The 21862-nt window shown below is 43.9% G+C and carries 27 protein-coding genes; 24 read left to right on the top strand and 3 right to left on the bottom strand.

What is annotated here, in order from left to right; all coding sequences use genetic code 11:
• Window positions 1-88: 88 nt before the first annotated feature.
• The 5 genes from PN836_RS10190 (at window position 89) to tuf (ending at window position 6439) form a co-directional block, all read left to right on the top strand.
• Entirely contained in the window at window positions 89-1690 is a 1602-nt protein-coding gene (locus tag PN836_RS10190; RefSeq protein ID WP_395345358.1) for a sulfatase-like hydrolase/transferase, read from the top strand.
• A 273-nt stretch (window positions 1691-1963) separates the two neighbouring features.
• On the top strand, window positions 1964-2338 hold the full coding sequence (gene rpsL, locus PN836_RS10185; RefSeq protein WP_395345355.1) for a 30S ribosomal protein S12: 375 nt from the start codon (window positions 1964-1966) through the stop codon (window positions 2336-2338).
• A 72-nt stretch (window positions 2339-2410) separates the two neighbouring features.
• Window positions 2411-2881, top strand: a complete 471-nt coding sequence (gene rpsG / locus PN836_RS10180; RefSeq protein WP_395345352.1) for a 30S ribosomal protein S7 — start codon at window positions 2411-2413, stop codon at window positions 2879-2881.
• Between the two features lie 190 nt (window positions 2882-3071).
• Window positions 3072-5174, top strand: a complete 2103-nt coding sequence (fusA, locus tag PN836_RS10175; RefSeq protein WP_395345349.1) for an elongation factor G — start codon at window positions 3072-3074, stop codon at window positions 5172-5174.
• An 80-nt stretch (window positions 5175-5254) separates the two neighbouring features.
• Window positions 5255-6439 carry an elongation factor Tu gene (gene tuf / locus PN836_RS10170; protein WP_395341183.1) on the top strand — a complete coding sequence of 395 codons (1185 nt, stop codon included), beginning with the start codon at window positions 5255-5257 and terminating at the stop codon, window positions 6437-6439.
• Window position 6440: 1 nt separating this feature from the next.
• On the opposite strand, the gene PN836_RS10165 is transcribed toward tuf, so the two are convergent.
• Window positions 6441-6917 carry a hypothetical protein gene (locus PN836_RS10165; RefSeq protein ID WP_395341186.1) on the bottom strand — a complete coding sequence of 159 codons (477 nt, stop codon included), beginning with the start codon at window positions 6915-6917 and terminating at the stop codon, window positions 6441-6443.
• A gap of 164 nt (window positions 6918-7081) precedes the next feature.
• On the opposite strand from PN836_RS10165, the gene ltrA (PN836_RS10160) reads away from it, so the two are divergent.
• The 14 genes from ltrA (PN836_RS10160) to PN836_RS10095 all read left to right on the top strand — a co-directional run bounded on the left by ltrA (PN836_RS10160) (window position 7082) and on the right by PN836_RS10095 (window position 18014).
• Window positions 7082-8350, top strand: coding sequence for a group II intron reverse transcriptase/maturase (ltrA, locus tag PN836_RS10160; protein ID WP_395342555.1), 1269 nt, complete (start codon window positions 7082-7084; stop codon window positions 8348-8350).
• Between the two features lie 387 nt (window positions 8351-8737).
• The gene (locus PN836_RS10155) at window positions 8738-9265 is read left to right on the top strand and encodes a TerB family tellurite resistance protein (protein ID WP_395345340.1); all 528 of its coding nucleotides are present in this window, start codon (window positions 8738-8740) and stop codon (window positions 9263-9265) included.
• Window positions 9266-9426: 161 nt separating this feature from the next.
• Window positions 9427-9783, top strand: coding sequence for a hypothetical protein (locus PN836_RS10150; protein ID WP_395343784.1), 357 nt, complete (start codon window positions 9427-9429; stop codon window positions 9781-9783).
• A gap of 985 nt (window positions 9784-10768) precedes the next feature.
• Window positions 10769-11200: a GNAT family N-acetyltransferase gene (locus tag PN836_RS10145; protein WP_395343821.1), complete on the top strand. Its 432-nt coding sequence runs from the start codon at window positions 10769-10771 to the stop codon at window positions 11198-11200.
• A gap of 115 nt (window positions 11201-11315) precedes the next feature.
• Window positions 11316-11921: a hypothetical protein gene (locus tag PN836_RS10140; RefSeq protein ID WP_395345346.1), complete on the top strand. Its 606-nt coding sequence runs from the start codon at window positions 11316-11318 to the stop codon at window positions 11919-11921.
• Between the two features lie 156 nt (window positions 11922-12077).
• Window positions 12078-12323, top strand: a complete 246-nt coding sequence (locus PN836_RS10135; RefSeq protein ID WP_395341219.1) for a hypothetical protein — start codon at window positions 12078-12080, stop codon at window positions 12321-12323.
• Between the two features lie 93 nt (window positions 12324-12416).
• A complete protein-coding gene (locus PN836_RS10130) occupies window positions 12417-12740 on the top strand; it encodes a hypothetical protein (protein WP_395345343.1) in 324 nt (107 codons plus the stop codon).
• 128 nt (window positions 12741-12868) lie between these two features.
• Window positions 12869-13396: a TerB family tellurite resistance protein gene (locus PN836_RS10125; RefSeq protein WP_395345340.1), complete on the top strand. Its 528-nt coding sequence runs from the start codon at window positions 12869-12871 to the stop codon at window positions 13394-13396.
• A 161-nt stretch (window positions 13397-13557) separates the two neighbouring features.
• Window positions 13558-13914, top strand: a complete 357-nt coding sequence (locus tag PN836_RS10120; RefSeq protein ID WP_395343784.1) for a hypothetical protein — start codon at window positions 13558-13560, stop codon at window positions 13912-13914.
• A 134-nt stretch (window positions 13915-14048) separates the two neighbouring features.
• Window positions 14049-14411: a hypothetical protein gene (locus PN836_RS10115; RefSeq protein WP_395345337.1), complete on the top strand. Its 363-nt coding sequence runs from the start codon at window positions 14049-14051 to the stop codon at window positions 14409-14411.
• A gap of 664 nt (window positions 14412-15075) precedes the next feature.
• A complete protein-coding gene (ltrA, locus tag PN836_RS10110; RefSeq protein ID WP_395341225.1) occupies window positions 15076-16365 on the top strand; it encodes a group II intron reverse transcriptase/maturase in 1290 nt (429 codons plus the stop codon).
• A gap of 464 nt (window positions 16366-16829) precedes the next feature.
• Window positions 16830-17246: a hypothetical protein gene (locus PN836_RS10105; RefSeq protein ID WP_395345334.1), complete on the top strand. Its 417-nt coding sequence runs from the start codon at window positions 16830-16832 to the stop codon at window positions 17244-17246.
• Between the two features lie 120 nt (window positions 17247-17366).
• The gene (locus PN836_RS10100; RefSeq protein WP_395345331.1) at window positions 17367-17633 is read left to right on the top strand and encodes a hypothetical protein; all 267 of its coding nucleotides are present in this window, start codon (window positions 17367-17369) and stop codon (window positions 17631-17633) included.
• A 114-nt stretch (window positions 17634-17747) separates the two neighbouring features.
• Window positions 17748-18014 (top strand): hypothetical protein, encoded by a 267-nt coding sequence (locus PN836_RS10095; RefSeq protein ID WP_395345331.1) that lies wholly within the window; start codon window positions 17748-17750, stop codon window positions 18012-18014.
• A 946-nt stretch (window positions 18015-18960) separates the two neighbouring features.
• Here PN836_RS10095 and PN836_RS10090 read toward each other — a convergent pair.
• On the bottom strand, window positions 18961-19158 hold the full coding sequence (locus PN836_RS10090) for a transposase (RefSeq protein ID WP_395345328.1): 198 nt from the start codon (window positions 19156-19158) through the stop codon (window positions 18961-18963).
• 182 nt (window positions 19159-19340) lie between these two features.
• Between PN836_RS10090 and PN836_RS10085 the strand changes: the two genes are divergently transcribed.
• From PN836_RS10085 to PN836_RS10070, 4 genes are all read left to right on the top strand, one after another.
• Window positions 19341-19619 carry a type II toxin-antitoxin system RelE/ParE family toxin gene (locus PN836_RS10085; protein ID WP_110430015.1) on the top strand — a complete coding sequence of 93 codons (279 nt, stop codon included), beginning with the start codon at window positions 19341-19343 and terminating at the stop codon, window positions 19617-19619.
• Window positions 19619-19912, top strand: a complete 294-nt coding sequence (locus tag PN836_RS10080; protein ID WP_110430434.1) for a HigA family addiction module antitoxin — start codon at window positions 19619-19621, stop codon at window positions 19910-19912. The genes PN836_RS10085 and PN836_RS10080 overlap by 1 nt, the downstream gene beginning before the upstream one ends.
• A 104-nt stretch (window positions 19913-20016) precedes the next feature.
• The gene (locus tag PN836_RS10075; protein WP_395345325.1) at window positions 20017-20301 is read left to right on the top strand and encodes a type II toxin-antitoxin system YafQ family toxin; all 285 of its coding nucleotides are present in this window, start codon (window positions 20017-20019) and stop codon (window positions 20299-20301) included.
• Window positions 20301-20561 carry a helix-turn-helix transcriptional regulator gene (locus tag PN836_RS10070; RefSeq protein WP_395345322.1) on the top strand — a complete coding sequence of 87 codons (261 nt, stop codon included), beginning with the start codon at window positions 20301-20303 and terminating at the stop codon, window positions 20559-20561. Before PN836_RS10075 ends, PN836_RS10070 begins: the two co-directional genes overlap by 1 nt.
• 262 nt (window positions 20562-20823) lie before the next feature.
• Here the strand turns inward: PN836_RS10070 and PN836_RS10065 are convergent, their stop codons facing one another.
• Window positions 20824-21033 carry a transposase gene (locus PN836_RS10065; RefSeq protein ID WP_395345319.1) on the bottom strand — a complete coding sequence of 70 codons (210 nt, stop codon included), beginning with the start codon at window positions 21031-21033 and terminating at the stop codon, window positions 20824-20826.
• Window positions 21034-21516: 483 nt separating this feature from the next.
• Here PN836_RS10065 and PN836_RS10060 point away from each other — a divergent pair, with 483 nt between their 5' ends.
• On the top strand, window positions 21517-21858 hold the full coding sequence (locus PN836_RS10060; protein WP_395345316.1) for a type II toxin-antitoxin system HicB family antitoxin: 342 nt from the start codon (window positions 21517-21519) through the stop codon (window positions 21856-21858).
• Window positions 21859-21862 lie beyond the last annotated feature (4 nt).

Raw genomic sequence — 21862 nt, 5'->3', positions numbered from 1 at the left:
GATTACTAAACTTCTCAATGCATAGTAGTTGCGAGTTATTAGAGAGTAGTTGTAGTGTAGGTTTTTGTAATTTGTATTAACTTTCCATATGCAACTAAACGTATTTTTAGCCACCTTTTTAATCGTTGATGTTTTGCTTGGGTCTACCGGAGTTGCTTCTGCCGGAAGTGCGCATAGCGCTACTGCATTATCAATCCCAAAGTTAACAAACCCAAAGTTAAGCGCTGATAGTCATCCCAATATTTTGTTCATATTGACTGACGATCAGCGCCATAGTGCGGTTGGTTATGCGGAAAGAGAGCCTGTGATCACACCTAACCTTGATGACTTGAGTCAACGCGGCGTGAGTTTCAGCAATGCCCACATTATGGGTGCAATGAGCGCTGCGGTGTGTGCACCCAGTCGAGCTATGCTGATGACAGGACGCAATGTGTTTGAGGTAAGCGCGCAAGGTGAGTTTATTGACCCAAGTATTGCGACCTTACCTCAAGTACTTAAAAATAATGGCTACTTCACCTTTCACACGGGAAAGTGGCACAACGACAAGGCCAGCTTTGCACGCAGTTTCTCAGGCGCAGAGCATATATTCTTCGGCGGAATGAGCGACCAATATCAAATTCCGCTTTATGATTTTGACCAAAAGGGCAACTATAGCGCTGCACCAAGCATCAACCCTGTAAAGCATTCAACCGATTTATATGCAGATGCAGTCATAGATTTTCTAGAAAACTACGATAAAGCGCAGCCGTTTTTTGCCTATGTAGCGTTTCAATCTCCACACGATCCCAAACAAGTGCCATCGGAATATTTTCAGCTGTATCAGCCAAACGAGTTTGATGATACTGCAAATTTACTTCCTCAACACCCTTTTGATAATGGTGAGCTGGATGTACGCGACGAGTGGCTGAGTCCACTTCCTAGAACACAAAGGGACGCAAAAACCCATCTTGCCGCCTATTATGCGATGATCACTCACATTGATGCGCGCATTGGCGATATGCTCAATGTCCTCAAAGCCCGAAACATGCTCGATAACACGCTCATTATATTTAGTTCAGATAATGGTTTGAGTCTTGGTCAGCACGGGCTACTTGGCAAACAATCGCTTTACGAACATAGTTTGCGCGTCCCGCTGTTGATAGCAGGGCCAAACATGCCGGTAGGCGAGACGCGTGATGAGCTGGTGTATCTCTCAGATATGTTTCCAAGCCTTCTCGATATTTTGAACATTGACGCGCCTGCTAGTGTGACACAGCCCTCTATTTATCCATTGTTGAATGGGTCAAAGCAAGTTGAAAGCACGGTGATTCATGAGTCTCCGATTTTCGCCTACAAAAACGTGCAGCGCGCGATAAAGCAAGATGATTACAAGCTCATTGAATACAACGTCAAAGGCAGCAAGCATACACAGCTATTCAATGTTAAATCGGATCCCTTGGAAAGAAACAACCTTGCTTCACTGCCAGCGCATGCAGATCGCATTAAAAAGATGCACGCTAGCCTGCAAGCTCAGTTAACAAAAGCAGGTGATGCTGCCATGCTCGACACGGATGACTGGTCAATTCCGTACATCATGCAATGGGGGGAGCAGATGCAGCGACCTGAAAAGATTGAAACCTATCATCGCCTAAAGAAAATGGCCGCTGAAGAACACCAGATGGTCATGGGTTATTATGGTCAGGACAATTAAAGCCAAATTCATAATTACGCCGCGCCTCTCTTGACATCCAAGCAATTGATCTATAACATCTCGCGACCCTAATTTTGGGATCTGTACAAAGCTTAGATAAGTCATTGTGCTTCTAGATGTTACTGAAGTTCTTCAATGCTTTATTGTTAAAGGCTCTAACAGAATTACAGCAAGATGTTGGTATTAACTTGGTATACACAACATCTTGCATCGTCACCCGAGCATTCACTAAGAATAGCATCGGGTTTTATTGTTTTATTCAGGAGCTAGTTAATGGCAACAGTTAACCAGTTAGTGCGTAAGCCTCGTAAAAAGCCGGTCGAGAAATCGAACGTTGCTGCCCTACAGGCCTGCCCACAACGTCGTGGAGTATGTACTCGCGTATATACCACCACACCAAAGAAGCCGAACTCTGCGCTACGTAAAGTATGCCGTGTTCGCTTAACCAACGGTTTCGAAGTTTCTTCGTACATCGGCGGTGAAGGTCACAACCTTCAGGAGCACAGCGTTGTGCTTATTCGCGGTGGTCGTGTTAAAGACCTACCAGGTGTTCGTTATCACACAGTTCGCGGTACATTGGACTGCGCAGGCGTTAGCGATCGTAAACAAGCCCGTTCTAAATACGGCGCTAAAAAGCCTAAGTCATAACGGTTCTCCGTTAGTAAGGCCAAACTGTTAATTTGAGTTTTGGGAAATCCCTGAATTCCACGGAGAATTAAGATGCCAAGAAGAAGAGTCGTAGGTCAACGTAAAATCCTACCTGATCCTAAGTTCGGATCAGAGCTACTTGCTAAATTTATGAACGTCGTCATGTTAGACGGTAAAAAGTCAACCGCTGAAAAAATCGTTTACGGTGCGCTTGATATTGTTGCTGAAAAAACCAGTAAGCCACACCTAGAAGTATTTGAGGAAGCGCTGGAGAACATCCGCCCTACGGTAGAGGTTAAATCTCGTCGTGTAGGTGGTTCTACTTACCAAGTTCCGGTAGAAGTTCGCCCAGTTCGTCGCAATGCACTAGGTATGCGCTGGATGGTAGAAGCGGCACGTAAACGTGGTGAAAAATCAATGGCGCAGAGACTTGCTGCTGAAATGATTGACGCTCAAGACAACAAAGGTAGTGCGGTTAAGAAACGTGAAGACGTTCACCGTATGGCAGAGGCTAACAAAGCGTTTGCTCATTACCGCTGGTAAGCTACTGACAATTTGTCGTAAGTTGTTAACAGTCTGCCTCTAAAAGGCAGACTGTTTTACGATTTAAGGCAGTAAAAACAAAGCATTGTGCATATTTTATGCAAAACGCTTTGTTTTTATTTTACGTACTAACAATTGTTGCTCAAGCACAAGCAACCAAATAACTAACAAAAACAAAAAAGGTAAGTAGATGCCACGCCAAACGCCCATACAACGCTATCGTAACATTGGAATTGTTGCGCACGTCGATGCAGGCAAAACCACCACCACAGAACGTGTTTTGTTCTACACCGGTATCTCGCACAAAATTGGCGAGGTGCACGACGGTGCGGCAACCATGGACTGGATGGAGCAAGAGCAAGAACGAGGCATTACTATCACGTCGGCTGCGACAACGTGTTTTTGGCAAGGCATGGATCAGCAATTCGAACAGCACAGAATCAATATCATTGATACTCCTGGACACGTTGACTTTACCATTGAGGTAGAGCGCTCATTACGCGTGTTGGATGGCGCTGTTGTTGTTTTTTGCGGTTCCTCAGGCGTAGAGCCTCAATCTGAAACAGTATGGCGACAGGCGAACAAATACGAAGTGCCGCGCATAGTGTTTGTGAATAAAATGGACCGAGCCGGGGCGGACTTTGAGCGCGTTGTTGAACAAATTCGTAAGCGATTGGGTGCCGTTTGTGTGCCAATTCAAATAAATGTGGGCGCTGAAGAAACCTTCACCGGTGTCATTGACTTAATCAAGATGAAGTACATCAACTGGAACGAAGCTGACAAAGGCGTTACCTTCAAATACGAAGACATCCCCGCTGACCAGATTGAACGCGCTGAGCGATATCGTACAGATATGATTGAAGCGGCTGCCGAGGCAAATGAAGAACTTATGGATAAGTACTTAGGCGGTGAAGAGCTAAGCGAGGCTGAAATTAAACAAGGCTTGCGAATTCGCACGCTGAACAATGAGATTGTACTGGCGACTTGCGGCTCAGCGTTCAAAAATAAAGGTGTACAAGCCGTTCTTGACGCAGTGGTCGAATACTTACCTTCGCCAACTGAAGTTAAAGCCATTACGGGCGTTTTAGATGATGGCAAAGATACTAAAGCCGAGCGTCACTCCGACGACGATGAGCCCTTTTCAGCACTTGCCTTTAAAATTGCCACCGACCCATTTGTGGGCACCCTAACCTTCTTTCGCTGCTATTCTGGCGTGATCAAAACGGGTGATGCCGTTTATAACCCGATTAAAGGTAAAAAAGAGCGTATTGGACGCATGGTACAAATGCACGCGAACGATAGAGCAGAGCTTAAAGAAGTACGTGCGGGGGATATCGCAGCGGCTATCGGCTTAAAAGATGTCACCACGGGTGAAACCTTGTGCGATACCAACAGCGTGATAACGCTTGAAAAAATGGATTTTCCTGATCCCGTTATTTCCATTGCAGTTGAACCAAAGAGCCAAGCCGACCAAGAGAAAATGGGGATAGCCCTGGGCAAGCTTGCGGCAGAAGACCCGTCGTTTAGAGTTAAAACTGACGAAGAGTCAGGCCAAACCATCATCTCCGGTATGGGGGAGCTTCACTTAGACATTATTGTCGATCGCATGCAGCGAGAGTTTAATGTGTCGTGCAATGTGGGTAAGCCTCAGGTGGCGTATCGTGAGACGATTCGCAAAACCGTTGAAGCCGAAGGTAAGTTCATTCGCCAATCGGGCGGTCGTGGTCAATTCGGACATGTTTGGCTTAAGCTCGAGCCTCAGCCAGAAGGCACAGGGTACGAGTTTGTCGATAAGATTGTAGGTGGCGTTGTGCCCAAAGAATTTATTCCAGCGGTAGATAAAGGCATTCAAGAGCAGCTACAAAATGGTGTAGTGGCGGGCTATCCAGTGTTGGATGTGAAGGTCACCTTATATGATGGTTCGTATCATGATGTTGACTCTTCAGAAATGGCCTTTAAAATTGCCGCTTCAATGGGATTCAAAAACGGCGCGGCTGAGGCCAATCCGGTATTGCTTGAACCAATGATGAAGGTAGAAGTTACCACCCCTGAAGATTGGATGGGAGATGTTGTTGGTGACCTCAATCGCCGCCGAGGCATGATAGAAGGAATGGAAGAGGGAGTAGCGGGCGTGAAAATTGTGCGCGCAAAAGTTCCGCTTTCAGAAATGTTTGGTTACGCCACCGATTTGCGTTCACAAACGCAAGGACGTGCATCGTATTCAATGGAGTTTCATAATTACGCGGAAGCACCCAGCAATGTTACTAAAGCCATTGTTGAGTCGCGCATGTAGTTGTAAGTTAAAACTAGCATTTATGTAGAATTGGTCCGGTCTAATGTTGGAACGGGCGTTAAACTTAGGAAAGTAGAGCAATGGCAAAAGAAAAGTTTGAACGTACGAAACCGCACGTAAACGTAGGTACAATTGGCCACGTTGACCACGGTAAAACGACGTTAACCGCAGCAATTACAACTGTTTTGGCAAAAACCTATGGTGGTTCAGCTCAAGCATTCGACCAAATCGATAATGCGCCTGAAGAGCGCGAGCGTGGTATCACTATCGCAACGTCTCACGTTGAGTACGATACTCCAACTCGCCACTACGCACACGTAGATTGCCCAGGACACGCTGATTACGTTAAAAACATGATCACCGGTGCTGCTCAAATGGACGGCGCGATCCTAGTTGTAGCTGCCACTGACGGCCCCATGCCGCAAACGCGCGAGCACATCTTGCTAGGTCGTCAGGTTGGCGTACCTTACATGATTGTCTTCATGAACAAATGCGACATGGTAGACGACGAAGAGCTACTTGAGCTAGTTGAAATGGAAGTGCGTGAGCTACTTTCAGAGTATGAATTCCCAGGTGATGACTTACCGGTAATTCAAGGCTCAGCACTTAAAGCACTTGAAGGCGACGCTGAGTGGGAAAAGAAAATTGTTGAGCTAGGCGAAGCACTAGACTCATACATCCCAGAGCCAGAGCGTGACATCGACAAGCCGTTCATCCTTCCAATTGAAGATGTATTCTCAATTTCAGGTCGTGGTACAGTTGTTACCGGTCGTGTTGAGCAAGGTATTGTAAAAGTTGGCGAAGAAGTTGAGATTGTTGGTATCAAAGAAACCACAAAAACAACTTGTACGGGCGTTGAGATGTTCCGTAAGCTACTAGACGAAGGCCGTGCAGGTGAGAACGTGGGTGTACTACTACGTGGTACTAAGCGTGAAGAAGTAGAGCGTGGTCAAGTATTGGCTAAGCCTGGTTCAATCAACCCACACACTAAGTTTGAAGCTGAAGTATACGTACTAAGCAAAGACGAAGGTGGCCGTCATACACCATTTTTCAAAGGTTATCGTCCACAGTTTTACTTCCGTACAACTGACGTAACCGGTGCTGTTGAGCTGCCAGAAGGCGTAGAAATGGTGATGCCTGGCGACAACTTGAAATTTAAAGTTGAGCTAATTGCTCCTATCGCGATGGACGAAGGTTTACGCTTCGCAATCCGTGAAGGTGGCCGTACCGTAGGTGCAGGCGTTGTAGCGAAAATCCTAGACTAATCTAGTATTTCAAACCACATTGAAAAGGCCGCTCATTGAGCGGCCTTTTTGTATGGTGCGCCAAGTATGGCGCGTAGCGCCTTAATGGTGCTGTTCTGATACGCATGGTGGCGATCAGATGACTTGGTGGTGAAAGTCCACTATTAGCCCGACAAGGGGAATAATTAGCTGAACGGCAAGGGTGTTCATCGTGAGGTGAAATCTGAAGAAAGCCGAAAGCAAAGCACTGGCCTGACGAACAGGAATCGTATATGAGGCGGTCGCAGTGGGTGAGAAGGCCATTATCTTCAAAGCCCAATACTTGTCCAGAAACTGCGGACGTAGATACGGCGGGCATAAGTGTGAAGGTCACGCGCATTACCTTGGGAGGTCTGTTTATCTGCCACTGGCTATTAATATCGAGAGGTATTGAGATGGGTAAACAGAAGTCAGCCGAGGCCATAGTAGGTTGATTGCCGTCAACTGAAGGGCTGAACATGTTAAATGGTTTGAGAGCCAAGTGCTCGATGAGGGTAGAAGGAGCAGAAACAGCTACTGAGATATAGCTGATTATCGCCAAGGGGTGCAGACAGTATCTGCAAGAGTAGGTGAATAAGGCTTCAAGCCACGCGGCGCACAAGGATTTACTCTCATGAGGAGACGATGACCTTACTCGAAAAGATACTATCAAGACCTAATATGCAAGGTGCTTATCAGCGAGTTATGCGCAATAAAGGGGCGGCAGGAGTTGACGGTATGAGTGTAGATGCGCTTAAAGCGTATCTGCAAACACGCTGGCAAGACCACAAAGCCGATTTATTGGCAGGGCGTTATTGTCCACAAGCGGTGCTTAAGGTGAGTATTCCTAAAGCAGGCGGTGGGCAACGCGAATTAGGCATCCCAACGGTGTTGGACAGATTGATTCAGCAAGCGATACATCAGGTATTAAGTCCTATATTTGAGGAGCAGTTCTCAGAGAATAGTTATGGATTTAGGCCGCATCGCGATGCAGGGCAAGCTGTTCAACAAGCGCGAGCCTATATCGAGGAAGGTTATAGATGGGTGGTCGATATCGACTTGGAGAAGTTCTTCGACAATGTTAATCACGACATATTGATGTCGAGAATAGCGCGCCATGTCAAGGATAAAGCGGTGCTTAAACTCATTCGTGCTTATCTGAGGGCAGGTGTGTCACAGAATGACAAAACCAGTCAACGGGTGATGGGGACACCTCAAGGTGGACCATTATCGCCGTTACTGTCGAACATCATATTGACCGACTTAGATAGAGAGCTTGAGCGCCGAGGGCATAAGTTCTGTCGCTATGCTGATGACTGTAATATCTACGTCAAAAGCGAGCGTGCAGGACATCGTGTATTGAAAAGCGTGACGAGTTTCTTAGAGAGCACCTTAAAATTAAAGGTGAACAAAGAGAAAAGTGATGTGGGTCGACCGTGGCAACGAAAGTTCTTGGGGTATAGTGTCTGTCATCGCAAGCAAAATGTTCGATTGCGAATAGCGCCTGCGGTGCAAATGCGTTTTAAAAAGGACGTAAAACATACACTGCGCAGTGCAAGAGGATGGTCAATTCACCGTACGGTGGAAAAGCTGAACCTGAAACTGCGAGGCTGGATAACTTACTTCCGACATATAGACGTCAAAAAGGTACTTCTTGACTTGGATGGCTGGCTTCGCCGACATCTACGCAAGATTTTATGGCGTCAATGGAAACGTGTTCACACACGCATTAAGAGACTAATCGGATTGGGTATTGATGAAGCGAGGGCGGCGACAAGCGCGACGAATGGCAGAGGACCGTGGTTCAACTCAGGGGCTTCTCACATGAATCAAGCACTACCTAAAAAGTTCTTCGACAGCCTAGGTTTAATATCATTAATGGACTATTATCATCGTCTCAAGTATTTAACATGAACCGCCGTGATACGGAACCGTACGTCCGGTGGTGTGAGAGGACGGAGAGTGTAAACTCTCCTCCTACTCAATCCCAACGTTTACAATTCATTCTGTTCTCGTTATAACTCGTCTGACGTCTTGCAAAATACAGCTCCAGCCACTTTAATGTTATTGAAATTATTGGCCTTTACTAAAATCTGATTTTTATCAAGCGGCACGCTAAAAGCATGCTCGCTAAATACATAGGCCAGATATTAACAATCGTGCTTGATAGTTTTAGAAATAAGAGGTAAAACAATAACTAACGATAAATGAGAATGTGAGATACGAAAATGTCGTGTGGTATTTATTGTAAATGCTCGCTAATAAATTGTTAGCTGCCAAATTAACTAATAAGGAAATTTTATGCATATAATTTTAGGAGTCTTAGGTGTAGTCGTAACCATTTTGGTTTTACTTAATCGGTTACAGGAAGGCGGCATCGACATCGGATGGTTAAATCCATTCAGTTGGAACCGAAGACGAAAATTCAGACAACAATACGAATTGCCTCCGTCTTATTCTCTAGATTCCCCGATGGATGTCGCAGCTTTGTTTATGCTCTCAATCGCAAAAGCAGACGGAGACATAACAAAAGAACAAAAAAACGGGCTTCTGGAACTTTTCCAATCGGAATTTAAGCTATCTCCAGATCAGTCAAAAAGTCTATTGGCTTCTAGCTCTCATATCTTGGGCAATGGCGCAGACGTTAAATCTAATCCAAAGTCTGTTATCGCTAAAAGCTTTGAATCTTTTACCCCAGAACAATCAGAGTCAACCAAACAACTCTTAACAAACATTGCCAATATAGAGGGTCAACCAAGTAGCGAGCAACAAAAGCTGCTAAAGTCTATCATCGCTGTTCTACCCTCTTCGAACGAGTCCAAGTGGTAGCAGCTAACAAGGCGCTAAACTCGTTCCCTGCGGTCACTGGGACACAAACGCAGCGCGCCTTCGGCATTATAGCGCTGCATTTGTGCCCGTTAGCTTTGCGTTATACACGCTAATTGACATAGGAGGTTAAGTTGAAGGGCGCAGCGCTAGGCTTCAGTTTTTTGACATTAATAATCGTTATTATCTTTGCTTTGCTGTTAATGGGGGCAACGGTAGGCGTGATTATAGGTTTCCTTCCAACTGTAAGCTTGACGTTTGCAGCACCAGTCTTTGTTGTATTGCTCTCGTTAAATGCACTGATAGTTTATGGGCTTCGTCGACAGAAGTTATGGGCGGTGATTTTAGGGACGGTCGAGGTCATAGCATTATTATCAGCGATACTCTTAAAAATGTGGTTCGAAGGTTTCACTACTTCGCTAGTCAGTAGTATTTTATTTATGTCTCTTTTAGCGTCTCTTCTGTCAGCTTTATATCGAGATTATCGAGCAATTAAGGACTCAGAGGTAACGCATGTATAACAAATGCATTAACGCGGATTTTGCGGAAAAGCGCCGCAAAACCGGTTATGCAAAGTGTTATACGACACGGGCAATTATGTATTTTATGCTCTTCAGGGGCCCAACATTGGCGAACTGAACCAAAGCCCAGTGGAAGAGTTTGGCTTTTTATGACACGCTTTTAGCGTCTGTGGCGCACGCAGAAACGCGTTTACTGACGGACGCCACAGACGCTAAAAGTGTGGAATCAAACATCGTCGAGAGCCCGTGTGGCATCGGCTAAACAGGGAACGCTCATGGGGCAACGGAACAGCATACGAGTAACAGTTGAGGCCAGGTTCTCGTGCTCGTATAACAAACCGATCAAGTGGACGCGAGAGGCAATTGTTCATTTCTTGACTTGTGACTGCGCGCCACTTATCTAAAGTGTTAGAGTACGTCAGCCCAAGCCTTTTTTCCGGCGCTTTGCTTCATTGATTTTAATGGTTTTACAGTCGCGCACATTTTTTCAATTGAGTGCTGTCTATCAAAAACCGTTTTCAAGATAAAACAGCAGTTCTTTGAACTTCAAAATCCATCTGTTTTAAATTGTGTTTTGCACTAACAGCTGTGAAGGTCACTTAGGTGTTTCTCGTTGTTTTAAATTAAGCCCAAGCTTTTGGTGGTTTAAACGTCGCCGCCTCACTTCCACTTGCTCAAATATGCGTTTTAACTAAAAGGTTGTTTCATCTTTCTTTAATCGCAATTTGCGCGGCTAAACCTCTCAAGCGGCTTAAGCTCATCTAGTCCAAAAAGTGCGTCGTTTCCCACGCATCGCTTGTTTGTAAACTGTTCAGCAAGTATGCTCAATTCATCAGATTTAAAGGGGCGAATATGCGGTCCAGCTCTAACAAGGCGCTAAACTCGTTCCCTTCGGTCACTGGGACAAAAACACAATGCTGCTTCGCATTATCGCATTGTATTTTTGCCCGTTAGCTTAGCGTTAGCCACCCAAATCGGAGTAGGTATGGAAGTTCATTTCCTTGAAAAAAATGATGATTACGAGGCGGTTCTAAAAGCCTTGTTAAGTTTAAGAACCAGTTACGATTTAGATACGCTTTCAAATCAAATTCAAAAACAGTATGAGTATGGGTACAAAGTAGCGTATGTAAGGTCTTCAGATGGAATTCTAGCCGTTGCAGGGTTTTGTGTCGGCGAGAAGCTTGCGTGGGGTAAGCATATTTATATCGACGATTTAATTACAAATCCTAACTATCGCTCAACGGGCGTGGGAAGATTTTTCATAAATTGGTTCAAGGAATTTGCGGCTAAAAATAACTGCGAACAAATACACCTTGATTCAGGCGTGCAGCGTTTTCCCGCTCATAAATTTTATCTACGGGAAGGTTTTAACATTGCCAGTCATCATTTCTCCATCGCGGATGTAAAGGGTGGCTAACAAAGCGCTTAACTCGTTCCCTTCGGTCACTGGGACAGTAACGCAATGGCATGCTTCGCATATTTTGCCATTCCGTTACTGCCCGTTAGCTTTGCGTTAGTTGCCTGAGGATGCCATGAAGATAATTCCACTTTTGTTTTTTGCTCTCTTTTCCAACATGTGCTTTTCACAGGTGCTTGTGAAAAGTGAGCACTCAGTTAAAAAAGGAATGGCAGAATCAAATCAGTTTCCCAAAACTTGTACGGATGAGTGCTCATTTCTTTTATATCTAGATGTAGCGAAATTGCATTTTGACGAAGAGTTTGCATCAGGTGCATATATACTGGTTTTTAATACGGTTGAGGGGAAGTCTATTTCGTTTGGTGTACAAGCCAATGTCGAAACTCAAGAGGCTGAATTGGTAGTTCTTCATAATGATGAAAATACGAACCCAGAGCCGATTTTACTAGCAAAATCGGCATTAAATACTTGGGAAGGCTTTAATATCTCTTGGGAAGGTAAAAACTTGTTATTTGAAAACCTTCGTAGCGTTAAAAAAATTGGGTATAACAGTACTCCATATTCTTCACTTGAGAGCTCTGGCATTACCTATGAAACGGAATTGGACTTTGTTCCTGAAGGGTTTGGTTACATGTTTATGAGCAGCGATGTTGAGCTTTGGATTGATATTGAGTCTCAGAATTATAATGAGGAATGGCGACCAGTTGATAACGGCAACTAACAAAAATTTAGAGTCGCTTCCTAGCGGTCGCTCGGACACAATGTATTTCCTAAAACCTGCATTACGCTGCGCTCCATTGATGCAGGTTTTAGGAAATACATTGCGCCGCTCAAATCGGTGTTATACGTTGTTCTTTAAGTCGTAAACGAGGCTATTTTGAAAGTTAAGTTTTTAGTTGCCTATGATTATGATTGTGGGGGAATTTGGAGAGTGATTGATGCTGATGGAAAATCTCAGATTTTAGAGAAATACCCTGAATTAATTATAGTTGATGAAAAGCCGCATTGGATGTCTGATGAGAGGCTAGCAGATCTCACGAAAAATGCGATTAGTATCGAGAATAGTGGTGATACGTTTTTTAAATCGTTAGTTAGTCAAAGGAGTATAGACAATGATAGCTGAGACTAGATTGTTTCTTCGATTAACGTATAACAAATACATTAACCGGATGCTGGCAAGAGCGGCCATCACCGGTTATGTAAGGTGTTAGGTTTCATGATTAAAATTTTATTTTTGGTTGTTTTGAGTGCTAGTTTACTTGGCTGCGCATTCAAAATAGGCGAAAACGCAGTAATTATTAGCGGACAAATAGATAAAACTTGTACACTTCGCTTCAAACAAATTGATGCGCAAGACTATGACTTTCAAACTAGAGTGATCAACGGGAATTTTGCGATGGATTTCACTATTTCACCTGAGCCAGAAACATATAATTTAACCGTGAAATGCAAACAGCACGTCGTAGTATCAAAAGTGATAGATTTACCTGCACAGAAAAAGCTATTGAATTTAGGGGTCGTTTCAAGTGCTCAAACCTAACAAGGCACTCAAGATCGTTCGCGTTGCTCACTGGGACAATTACTCGTTGGCGCGTTCCGCATTTTCGCCAACAAGTAATTGCCCCTTAGTTTAGTGTTAGCTGCCAAATTAACTAATAAGGAAATTTTATGCATATAATTTTAGGAGTCTTAGGTGTAGTCGTAACCATTTTGGTTTTACTTAATCGGTTACAGGAAGGCGGCATCGACATCGGATGGTTAAATCCATTCAGTTGGAACCGAAGACGAAAATTCAGACAACAATACGAATTGCCTCCGTCTTATTCTCTAGATTCCCCGATGGATGTCGCAGCTTTGTTTATGCTCTCAATCGCAAAAGCAGACGGAGACATAACAAAAGAACAAAAAAACGGGCTTCTGGAACTTTTCCAATCGGAATTTAAGCTATCTCCAGATCAGTCAAAAAGTCTATTGGCTTCTAGCTCTCATATCTTGGGCAATGGCGCAGACGTTAAATCTAATCCAAAGTCTGTTATCGCTAAAAGCTTTGAATCTTTTACCCCAGAACAATCAGAGTCAACCAAACAACTCTTAACAAACATTGCCAATATAGAGGGTCAACCAAGTAGCGAGCAACAAAAGCTGCTAAAGTCTATCATCGCTGTTCTACCCTCTTCGAACGAGTCCAAGTGGTAGCAGCTAACAAGGCGCTAAACTCGTTCCCTGCGGTCACTGGGACACAAACGCAGCGCGCCTTCGGCATTATAGCGCTGCATTTGTGCCCGTTAGCTTTGCGTTATACACGCTAATTGACATAGGAGGTTAAGTTGAAGGGCGCAGCGCTAGGCTTCAGTTTTTTGACATTAATAATCGTTATTATCTTTGCTTTGCTGTTAATGGGGGCAACGGTAGGCGTGATTATAGGTTTCCTTCCAACTGTAAGCTTGACGTTTGCAGCACCAGTCTTTGTTGTATTGCTCTCGTTAAATGCACTGATAGTTTATGGGCTTCGTCGACAGAAGTTATGGGCGGTGATTTTAGGGACGGTCGAGGTCATAGCATTATTATCAGCGATACTCTTAAAAATGTGGTTCGAAGGTTTCACTACTTCGCTAGTCAGTAGTATTTTATTTATGTCTCTTTTAGCGTCTCTTCTGTCAGCTTTATATCGAGATTATCGAGCAATTAAGGACTCAGAGGTAACGCATGTATAACAAATGCATTAACGCGGATTTTGCGGAAAAGCGCCGCAAAACCGGTTATGCAAAGTGTTAGGTGCTACCGGATGTTTAATTATTATGGATTGAAATGGCCGTCTTCGAAATCGTTTATAACTAGCCCTAGACACTTGAGTCATTTGAAGGCTGTTATATTCTTTTTGGGCATGCCGTTGGTACTAAGTGCGTTCGTAATTACTGGGAGCAAAGGCTCGCGAGCGTTATCAGAAGAGGTAGGCTTGTTGATTTTAATCATGGCTGTGCTTTTTTTATTTGCTTGCTTTGCTGAGGAATACATCAAAACATCTCTCTCCGTCATTATTGTTACGTCGATATTAGGCTTTGTGTTTTCTCTAGCCTATGTGATTAGCTTGTTTGATAGTATTACAAAATCAGCGGTGGTTGTATCAATGCTTACAGCCGTTTATTTCTTACTCATTGTCGCAATGGCGCTCAGGAGTTTTAAATGCCATCAGCACCTAACAAAACACTGAAGCCAGTCGCTGTCGCTCCTTCGGACAGGTTGTATTGGTTAAAAACTGCATTTCACTCCGTTCAATTATCGCAGTTTTTAACCAATACAACCCGCCGCTTAGTTCGGTGTTAGTGCGTCAAGCAAGCTTGATGCATCTTGCAGGGTGAAAGTCCCTGTCGGGTAAGGCTTAGCCAGCCACCTGTAGCGAGTCTTGCGCGTTGTGCGGAGTTTGAGGATGGGAATTGCTTTCCAGTGTGCAGACACAATCAAATGAACAAGTAACGTGAAGCGTAGACAGCGAATTATATAGGCCATAGGGGATACGTGTCCCTGAAGTGCTGGTATCGCTTCGATAATACTTAAGATCTGACTGACAAGGCCTGTAACACAGCCGAAGTCCACGTAAAGCAACCGATATTGGTGAGGTTGTGGCGAGTCAGCGGAGTTATCAAGCCGTGGCATGTATAAAGAGATGCGTTAGGAACTTGAGAGAGCCAAAGGTGTTCCCTAAGGAAGGGGTAGGTAAACTTAGCCAAAAGCAAGGTGAGCCGATGACGCTTTGGCAGTCAGATCAGCCCATAGTAGTCTGAGCAGGGGAAAGCCTTGTACATGGCGAAGGAGCTGACAGTTATATGAGGTGTTTAGCAGACACATAGGCCGGACAAAGTAGGGCTGGAGCCACTATGACAACTACACTAAACGCCATCGCATTTAAAGCACAGACCCACCCCAAGCACAGGTTTCAGAATTTATACGGACAGCTAAATACTGATTTACTGTATCAAAGTTGGGGTCAACTCAACAAGCAGGCCAAACCAGGTATAGACGGGATCACGATGCCGGCGTATGAGGATAGCCTGCCAGAAAATATACGACGCTTAAGTTGGGCGCTTAAGCAGAAATGCTACCGAGCGAATGACATAAAGCGCGTATATATCCCCAAATCGAATGGCAAGCAAAGGCCATTAGGGTTACCTACGGTAGATGACAAGTTAGTGCAACAAAGTGTGAGCCAATTACTGCAAGGTATTTGGGAACAAGATTTTGTACGCCATAGCTATGGTTATCGACCGCATAAAAGTGCGCATCAAGCCGTGCATAGTTTGACCTTGAACTTGCAATTTAAGGGCTATGGTTATGTGGTGGAAGCAGATATGAAGGGGTTCTTTGATAATATTGACCACAACTGGCTAATGCGTATGCTCAAACAGCGCATAGACGATAAGGCATTGCTGAGCTTAATCAAACAATGGTTAAAGGCGCGGATAAAAGAGCCTCGTGGGGCGTTTAATAAGCCGACTAGTGGTAGTCCACAAGGCGGAATTATCAGTCCTGTGCTGGCGAACATTTATCTGCATTACGCATTAGACTTATGGTTTGAGAAGCGTGTAAAGCCGAGTCTGCGTGGTCGCGCCATGATGATACGCTATGCAGATGATTTTGTGTGTGCGTTTCAATATGCTCAAGACGCTGAGTACTTTTATCAGGCATTACCCACACGATTACAGAGATTTAACTTAGACGTGGCAAAAGAGAAAACGTCACTGATGCGTTTCAGTCGTTTTCATCCCAGCTGTAAACGTCAATTTGTGTTTCTGGGGTTTGCATTTTACTGGGGTAAAGATACCGGTGGTCAGCCCCGCTTAAGGCGTCGGACCGCAGCGAAGAAACAGCGGTCAACCCTTAATGAGCTGTATCGTTGGATTAAAGCCAAGCGTTCACAGAAGTTGAACATTTGGCTGCCACAACTAAAGCGCAAGCTTAGGGGGTTTAGCCACTACTTTGGACTACCCGATAACAGTCGCAGCCTAGCGAAAGTAAGCGCATTTGTATTGCATAGCCTTTACAAATGGCTCAACCGACGCAGTGGTAGACGAAGTTACAATTGGCGCAGTTTTAAAGAGATGCTAATCTATTTTCAGATTGAGCCATTACGCGTCAGGAAGCGAGTAATAGAAGTTGACTGGTATTAGGGTGATGTTTTACACGAGTGAATATATAACTGAAGAGCCGGATGCGGTAATTCCGCACGTCCGGATCTGTGTGGGGTCGACCCAGTAATGGGTCGCTCTACCACGATTACGACACGGGCAATTATGTATTTTATGCTCTTCAGGGGCCCAACATTGGCGAACTGAACCAAAGCCCAGTGGAAGAGTTTGGCTTTTTATGACACGCTTTTAGCGTCTGTGGCGCACGCAGAAACGCGTTTACTGACGGACGCCACAGACGCTAAAAGTGTGGAATCAAACATCGTCGAGAGCCCGTGTGGCATCGGCTAAACAGGGAACGCTCATGGGGCAACGGAACAGCATACGAGTAACAGTTAAGGCCAGGTCCTCGTGCTCGTATAACAAACCGATCAAGTGGACGCGAGAGGCAATTGTTCATTTCTTGACTTGTGACTGCGCGCCACTTATCTAAAGTGTTACACGTCATGAAAAGAACGATTGCAATATTGCTAACACTATTTCCATTTTTCTGCTCAGCAGAAGATAACTTCTTGCACATGATGGTGCAGGGCAAATATATACTTGTTGGTAAAGCACTAGATTCAAACGTAACCTACCACGGCAAAGTTGAGATCACAGATAATAAAGGCAAGCTAGTGGTGTTTCGTAAAATCAATGGCAGATCCACCAAAGGTACTGCGACAATTGAACCCGCACTGAATGGTGACGCAAAGGTGCTTCGTATTAGGTTCAAAGAAAGTGAAATCAAATTTGAGCAAACTTGTATGGTAGGCAGCGACCCAGACAATTACGCTAGAATCAGCTGCTATTTATATCAACCAAAAGTTCGTACTATGCAGCCGGGCTTAGAAGTTCTATTTAATGACCATACTGCAAATTAAACGTGTAACAAGGCACTCAACAAGGACAGTCACTGTTCCGGCTTTTTTGGTCGCCAGTTTACACCAAAAATTCCTCCACAGTGCCTGCCTGTTGGCGCGGCGTTAGGTTTCAGTAGTAACATGGAAGATAAATATGTATTTATTCATGGCGAAAAGTGGGCTTATTCTGATATCGAAGAAGATATCGAGTGGGCAAAGACGAATCATTGGTCACGGCAATTATGGAAATCAGAATCAGCGGTTCTAGATCATGAGCATTGTCAAATCTGTTGGTGGACATTTTATTGTACAGACAAGGAAGAGCATGGTACCGCCTTTAAAAACGAGGAAGGTAATACTTGGGTTTGCACTGAGTGTTACGAGAGGTTTATTAGCATTGAAACCTAACAAACCAATCAAGCACACTCGCTTCGCTCGCTGGGACAGTTACTCACCGGCGCTCCCGCGATTATCGCCGGTAAGCAACTGCCCCTTATTGGGGCGTTAGGTTTCAGTAGTAACATGGAAGATAAATATGTATTTATTCATGGCGAAAAGTGGGCTTATTCTGATATCGAAGAAGATATCGAGTGGGCAAAGACGAATCATTGGTCACGGCAATTATGGAAATCAGAATCAGCGGTTCTAGATCATGAGCATTGTCAAATCTGTTGGTGGACATTTTATTGTACAGACAAGGAAGAGCATGGTACCGCCTTTAAAAACGAGGAAGGTAATACTTGGGTTTGCACTGAGTGTTACGAGAGGTTTATTAGCATTGAAACCTAACAAACCAATCAAGCACACTCGCTTCGCTCGCTGGGACAGTTACTCACCGGCGCTCCCGCGATTATCGCCGGTAAGCAACTGCCCCTTATTGGGGCGTTGAGGATGTAGAATAAATGGATTTTAATTTTCAGACTGAGAAGCTGTTTAAATTATGTACAATTTTCGTGATTCTACGTAAATTTGAGATAGGTTTGACCATTGCAATATAAAAACAAACAACGTAGAGCGCGATATATTTTAGGCGTTTTATTTTTTCTACAGCCTCGTTAACTGTCAAAAGGACTTATGCAAGAATATAGACCAAATCAAATATCGCCTATGACGAGGCTTTTCAATTTTTTGTGGGTAATTTTGCTTACCGTTATTGCAATATATGCATGGATAAACGGTTCTTTGTTGATTCCTGGAAAGGGTTATTCTAATGGGATGCTACTCACGGGGGGTAGTCTTTGGTTATTTTTGGTGGCCCTAGTTTCAGCCGCTGTTAATTCAATAATCACTATCGTTGACCATTATGATAAACGGGACAATGAGAGGCGATATCGTTCTTTTTCGCTACTCTTAAATATATTGAGTTTGATATTTGTAATCGCTGCTAGTAGCTATCAGTTTGTGCAAAATCAGAAACCAGCGGTTGTAATATACAATGACAGTTAACAAAAACATAAACCGGACATTGGCAAGAGCGGCCAACGCCGGTTATGTAAAGTGTTGAGACTTTAGAATTAATCGTTTTTCACAGTAAATTTGTCGCCTAAGACCATTATTTGAGTTTCTCTTTTTGTTCCTCAAGATGTCAGCTATCAATTTGGGTTTTGGATAATTTCGTTTGTGAACAGGCTGCGGATGCGGATAGTCGCTTTTTGTGTGTGAGGTGGGCGTAATTACACGTTTGGAGATGGCTGCGACTCGACACGATCCCATGTGCATATGCGTAGAGAATGATTTAAAGCATAATGGCGGGTGAGTAGGCGGCTGCGCCTTTTTGGTCGTTGTTGTACATGGCATCAAATGAGCGAAAATCGAGATGGTGATTGACGATGTGATTCAGCGCGTATTCAAAGGTACCGAGTAAAATTTGTTGGGTGAAGTTAACAGGGATGAACTTGTCTTGGCAGGATAAATCGGGTTTGTAGTTTGGCATTAGCTGAACTCGCCGCGAATGATGATCATTAGATCATGCCTAGATCTGCACAGCAAGGTTTAATTGCGCAATATTTGCCGTTACACTGAGTCAAAATAATTTTAGAGTTGTTTGGATAAATTCTACAGTCTCGTTAGGCTCTATTGCTTGTGTCGTGTTGCGCATCACGCTACAATGCCATCATGATCAAATCGTTCAAGCACAAAGGTCTTAGACTGTTTTACGAAAAAGGTAAGACATCTGGCATTCAAACACACCATGCGAAAAAGCTTCGTATGCAGCTTGCTGCTATCAATACTGCGCATGAAATTGACGATATTAATATCCCAGGATTTTCCCTTCACAAATTGAAAGGAGAGCGAGCGGAGATATGGTCTATATCTGTAAACGGAAATTGGAGAGTAACATTTGAGTTCAAGGATGGTAATGCTTACATTCTAAATTATGAGGATTATCACTAATGAATATGCATAACCCGCCACATCCTGGCGAATTTATAGAATCTATTTATCTTGAACCTTACGGTGTTAGTTGCCGCACATTGGCAACTCATTTAGGCGTAGCCGCTTCTACTTTAAGCCGAATAGTCAAAGGCAAGAGCGCAATAAGCCCCGAAATGGCATTACGACTATCCAAAACGTTAGGACGAACACCCGAAAGTTGGTTAAGTATGCAAGATAATTATGAATTATGGCAGGCAAAGCAGAGTTTGGATTTGGGTAAAGTTCAGCGTCTAGATCTGAATGCCGCCTAACAAATCTATGAACCGGATGTTGGCAAAAGCGGCCACCACCGGTTATAGAAATTGTTGCAGCTTGAGGATTTGACATACTTTAAAAGGTATATATACTTTTAGGTATGTGGACGATATTTGAACATAAAAAACTAAATAAGCAGTTATCGAAAGCTCCAATTGAAATTCAGAAGCGGTATGAGAAATGGAAGGATATTGTTGAGTTGTCGGGCCCCTCTGGTGTAAGGCTGATTCGGGGTTTTAACGATGAAGCACTTTCAGGGAATTGGAAAGGATTTCGTTCTTCTCGCCTAAATCAACAATACCGTGTTATTTACTCTGTAGAAAATGGAGAAATGTTTGTTCAAGTCCTTGATGTAACAGCACATGATTATCGAAGGAGGTCATAATGGATGATTTTCAAAAAGCGACCAAGCGTATTTCCGTATCGAGTGGAGAGTCTGTCCGTATTCTTCGGGAGCTTCAAGAATTGAGTCAAAACGAACTAGCAAGACTCGCTAATATCCCGCAATCTACAATTTCTGCAATTGAAAATGACCGTGTCAATCTTGGCATAGAAAGAGCTAAATCTCTAGCTAGGGCTTTAAAGTGTCATCCTGCAATTCTTGTTTTCCCTGGTTGGGATGTTGAAAGTGAAAACGCTGCATAAAAAGCTTGAAGCGGATAACAATAAAGAGCAATTTTTACCGCTTAAGCTGGTGTTGAGACTGTAGAATTTATCCTTTCCCAAGCTTATTTCTTTGATTGTCGAGCGTTAAAATAGATAGTTGCTCATCTCTTAGCAAGTTTGTTCTCCGTTGTTTTATGCATTTCCCATTGTTGACAATTTCACAGCTGACAGAGAGGGTAATGTTGGGCTATAGGAGCGATGGGAAGGGCGACTGAGGTAATTTAATGGGTGCTGGGAGCCGCTACCCAAGGCTAAACCTTAGCTTTTCAATATTATGCACTAAGCAGTACATCTTCCACTGCGCGTTGACCTTGTTTTTACCGCGTAAGGTAAAGTAATTCATCTTTTCATTGATGGTAATATTAGCAAAAACAGGCTCAACGCACCCTAAGCGTTTACCGTATTGATGCCTTCCTGGTTTACTGTCTATTTTGTCCTTCATTTGCTGCATGAGCGTGATCTGACAAAACGTTTAACGGAGATTATCAGCTCATTTCATGTCGCTTGCATTCGCAAGCGTCACGCCATAATCTGATAACTCGGTAACTCGGTAACTCGGTAACTCGGTAACTCGGTAACTCGGTAACTCGGTAACTCGGTAACTCGGTAACTCGGTAACTCAGTGTTATAGCTCTAGTTAAGACCTGAGTGACGGTACTAACTTTTAGTACTACCATTATTGAATGAAGAGAAAACGTCAAAAGACTTTAGCTCTCATATTTTCAAGACCTGTCAGCGGTAATGTAAAGTGGAAAGATATCGAGCTACTATTTGTTGAGCTTGGAGCTGAGATATCCGAGGTTGAGGGTTCTTGAATTGGTGTTAGGCTTTTTGGCGACAGACGCGTCTTTCATAGACCACATCCGTCCCCTGATACAGACAAGGGTGCGGTTAGTAGCGTCAGACGTTGGTTAGAGTCAAATGGGGTGAAGCCATGAAAAATATTATGAACATAAATGGATACGACGCTGTTATCACGTACGATCCTGAAATAGAGATGTTTAGAGGTGAGTTTATTAACTTAAATGGCGGTGCTGATTTTTATGCGTCTGACATCAAGGGTTTGCATGAAGAGGGTTCAGCCTCTTTAAAAGTGTTTCTTAAAATGTGTGAGGAAGATGGTGTAGCGCCCAAGAAAACCTATTCGGGTAAATTTAATGTTCGTATAAGTCCAAAGCTACATGAGCACCTCGTTTTAAAAGCTTCTGCCACAGGTAAAAGCATAAATCAGATTGTTGTGGAATCGTTATCAAGCAACGTCGGTAGCGAGCTATAACAAT

The organism is Ningiella algicola (assembly GCF_028401415.2).
GTDB lineage: Bacteria > Pseudomonadota > Gammaproteobacteria > Enterobacterales > Alteromonadaceae > Glaciecola.
The sequence above is the reverse complement of the archived record's forward strand: the minus strand, read 5'-3'. Positions and strand labels throughout refer to the sequence as shown.

Bases quoted from the DNA above. Each gene is read 5' to 3' on its own strand.
- PN836_RS10190 (WP_395345358.1), top strand. From the start codon at position 89: ATGCAACTAAACGTATTTTTAGCCACCTTTTTAATCGTTGATGTTTTG.
- rpsL (WP_395345355.1), top strand. From the start codon at position 1,964: ATGGCAACAGTTAACCAGTTAGTGCGTAAGCCTCGTAAAAAGCCGGTC.
- rpsG (WP_395345352.1), top strand. From the start codon at position 2,411: ATGCCAAGAAGAAGAGTCGTAGGTCAACGTAAAATCCTACCTGATCCT.
- fusA (WP_395345349.1), top strand. From the start codon at position 3,072: ATGCCACGCCAAACGCCCATACAACGCTATCGTAACATTGGAATTGTT.
- tuf (WP_395341183.1), top strand. From the start codon at position 5,255: ATGGCAAAAGAAAAGTTTGAACGTACGAAACCGCACGTAAACGTAGGT.
- PN836_RS10165 (WP_395341186.1), bottom strand. From the start codon at position 6,917: ATGTTCAGCCCTTCAGTTGACGGCAATCAACCTACTATGGCCTCGGCT.
- ltrA (WP_395342555.1), top strand. From the start codon at position 7,082: ATGACCTTACTCGAAAAGATACTATCAAGACCTAATATGCAAGGTGCT.
- PN836_RS10155 (WP_395345340.1), top strand. From the start codon at position 8,738: ATGCATATAATTTTAGGAGTCTTAGGTGTAGTCGTAACCATTTTGGTT.
- PN836_RS10145 (WP_395343821.1), top strand. From the start codon at position 10,769: ATGGAAGTTCATTTCCTTGAAAAAAATGATGATTACGAGGCGGTTCTA.
- PN836_RS10140 (WP_395345346.1), top strand. From the start codon at position 11,316: ATGAAGATAATTCCACTTTTGTTTTTTGCTCTCTTTTCCAACATGTGC.
- PN836_RS10130 (WP_395345343.1), top strand. From the start codon at position 12,417: ATGATTAAAATTTTATTTTTGGTTGTTTTGAGTGCTAGTTTACTTGGC.
- PN836_RS10125 (WP_395345340.1), top strand. From the start codon at position 12,869: ATGCATATAATTTTAGGAGTCTTAGGTGTAGTCGTAACCATTTTGGTT.
- ltrA (WP_395341225.1), top strand. From the start codon at position 15,076: ATGACAACTACACTAAACGCCATCGCATTTAAAGCACAGACCCACCCC.
- PN836_RS10105 (WP_395345334.1), top strand. From the start codon at position 16,830: ATGAAAAGAACGATTGCAATATTGCTAACACTATTTCCATTTTTCTGC.
- PN836_RS10100 (WP_395345331.1), top strand. From the start codon at position 17,367: ATGGAAGATAAATATGTATTTATTCATGGCGAAAAGTGGGCTTATTCT.
- PN836_RS10095 (WP_395345331.1), top strand. From the start codon at position 17,748: ATGGAAGATAAATATGTATTTATTCATGGCGAAAAGTGGGCTTATTCT.
- PN836_RS10090 (WP_395345328.1), bottom strand. From the start codon at position 19,158: ATGCCAAACTACAAACCCGATTTATCCTGCCAAGACAAGTTCATCCCT.
- PN836_RS10085 (WP_110430015.1), top strand. From the start codon at position 19,341: ATGATCAAATCGTTCAAGCACAAAGGTCTTAGACTGTTTTACGAAAAA.
- PN836_RS10080 (WP_110430434.1), top strand. From the start codon at position 19,619: ATGAATATGCATAACCCGCCACATCCTGGCGAATTTATAGAATCTATT.
- PN836_RS10075 (WP_395345325.1), top strand. From the start codon at position 20,017: ATGTGGACGATATTTGAACATAAAAAACTAAATAAGCAGTTATCGAAA.
- PN836_RS10070 (WP_395345322.1), top strand. From the start codon at position 20,301: ATGGATGATTTTCAAAAAGCGACCAAGCGTATTTCCGTATCGAGTGGA.
- PN836_RS10065 (WP_395345319.1), bottom strand. From the start codon at position 21,033: ATGCAGCAAATGAAGGACAAAATAGACAGTAAACCAGGAAGGCATCAA.
- PN836_RS10060 (WP_395345316.1), top strand. From the start codon at position 21,517: ATGAAAAATATTATGAACATAAATGGATACGACGCTGTTATCACGTAC.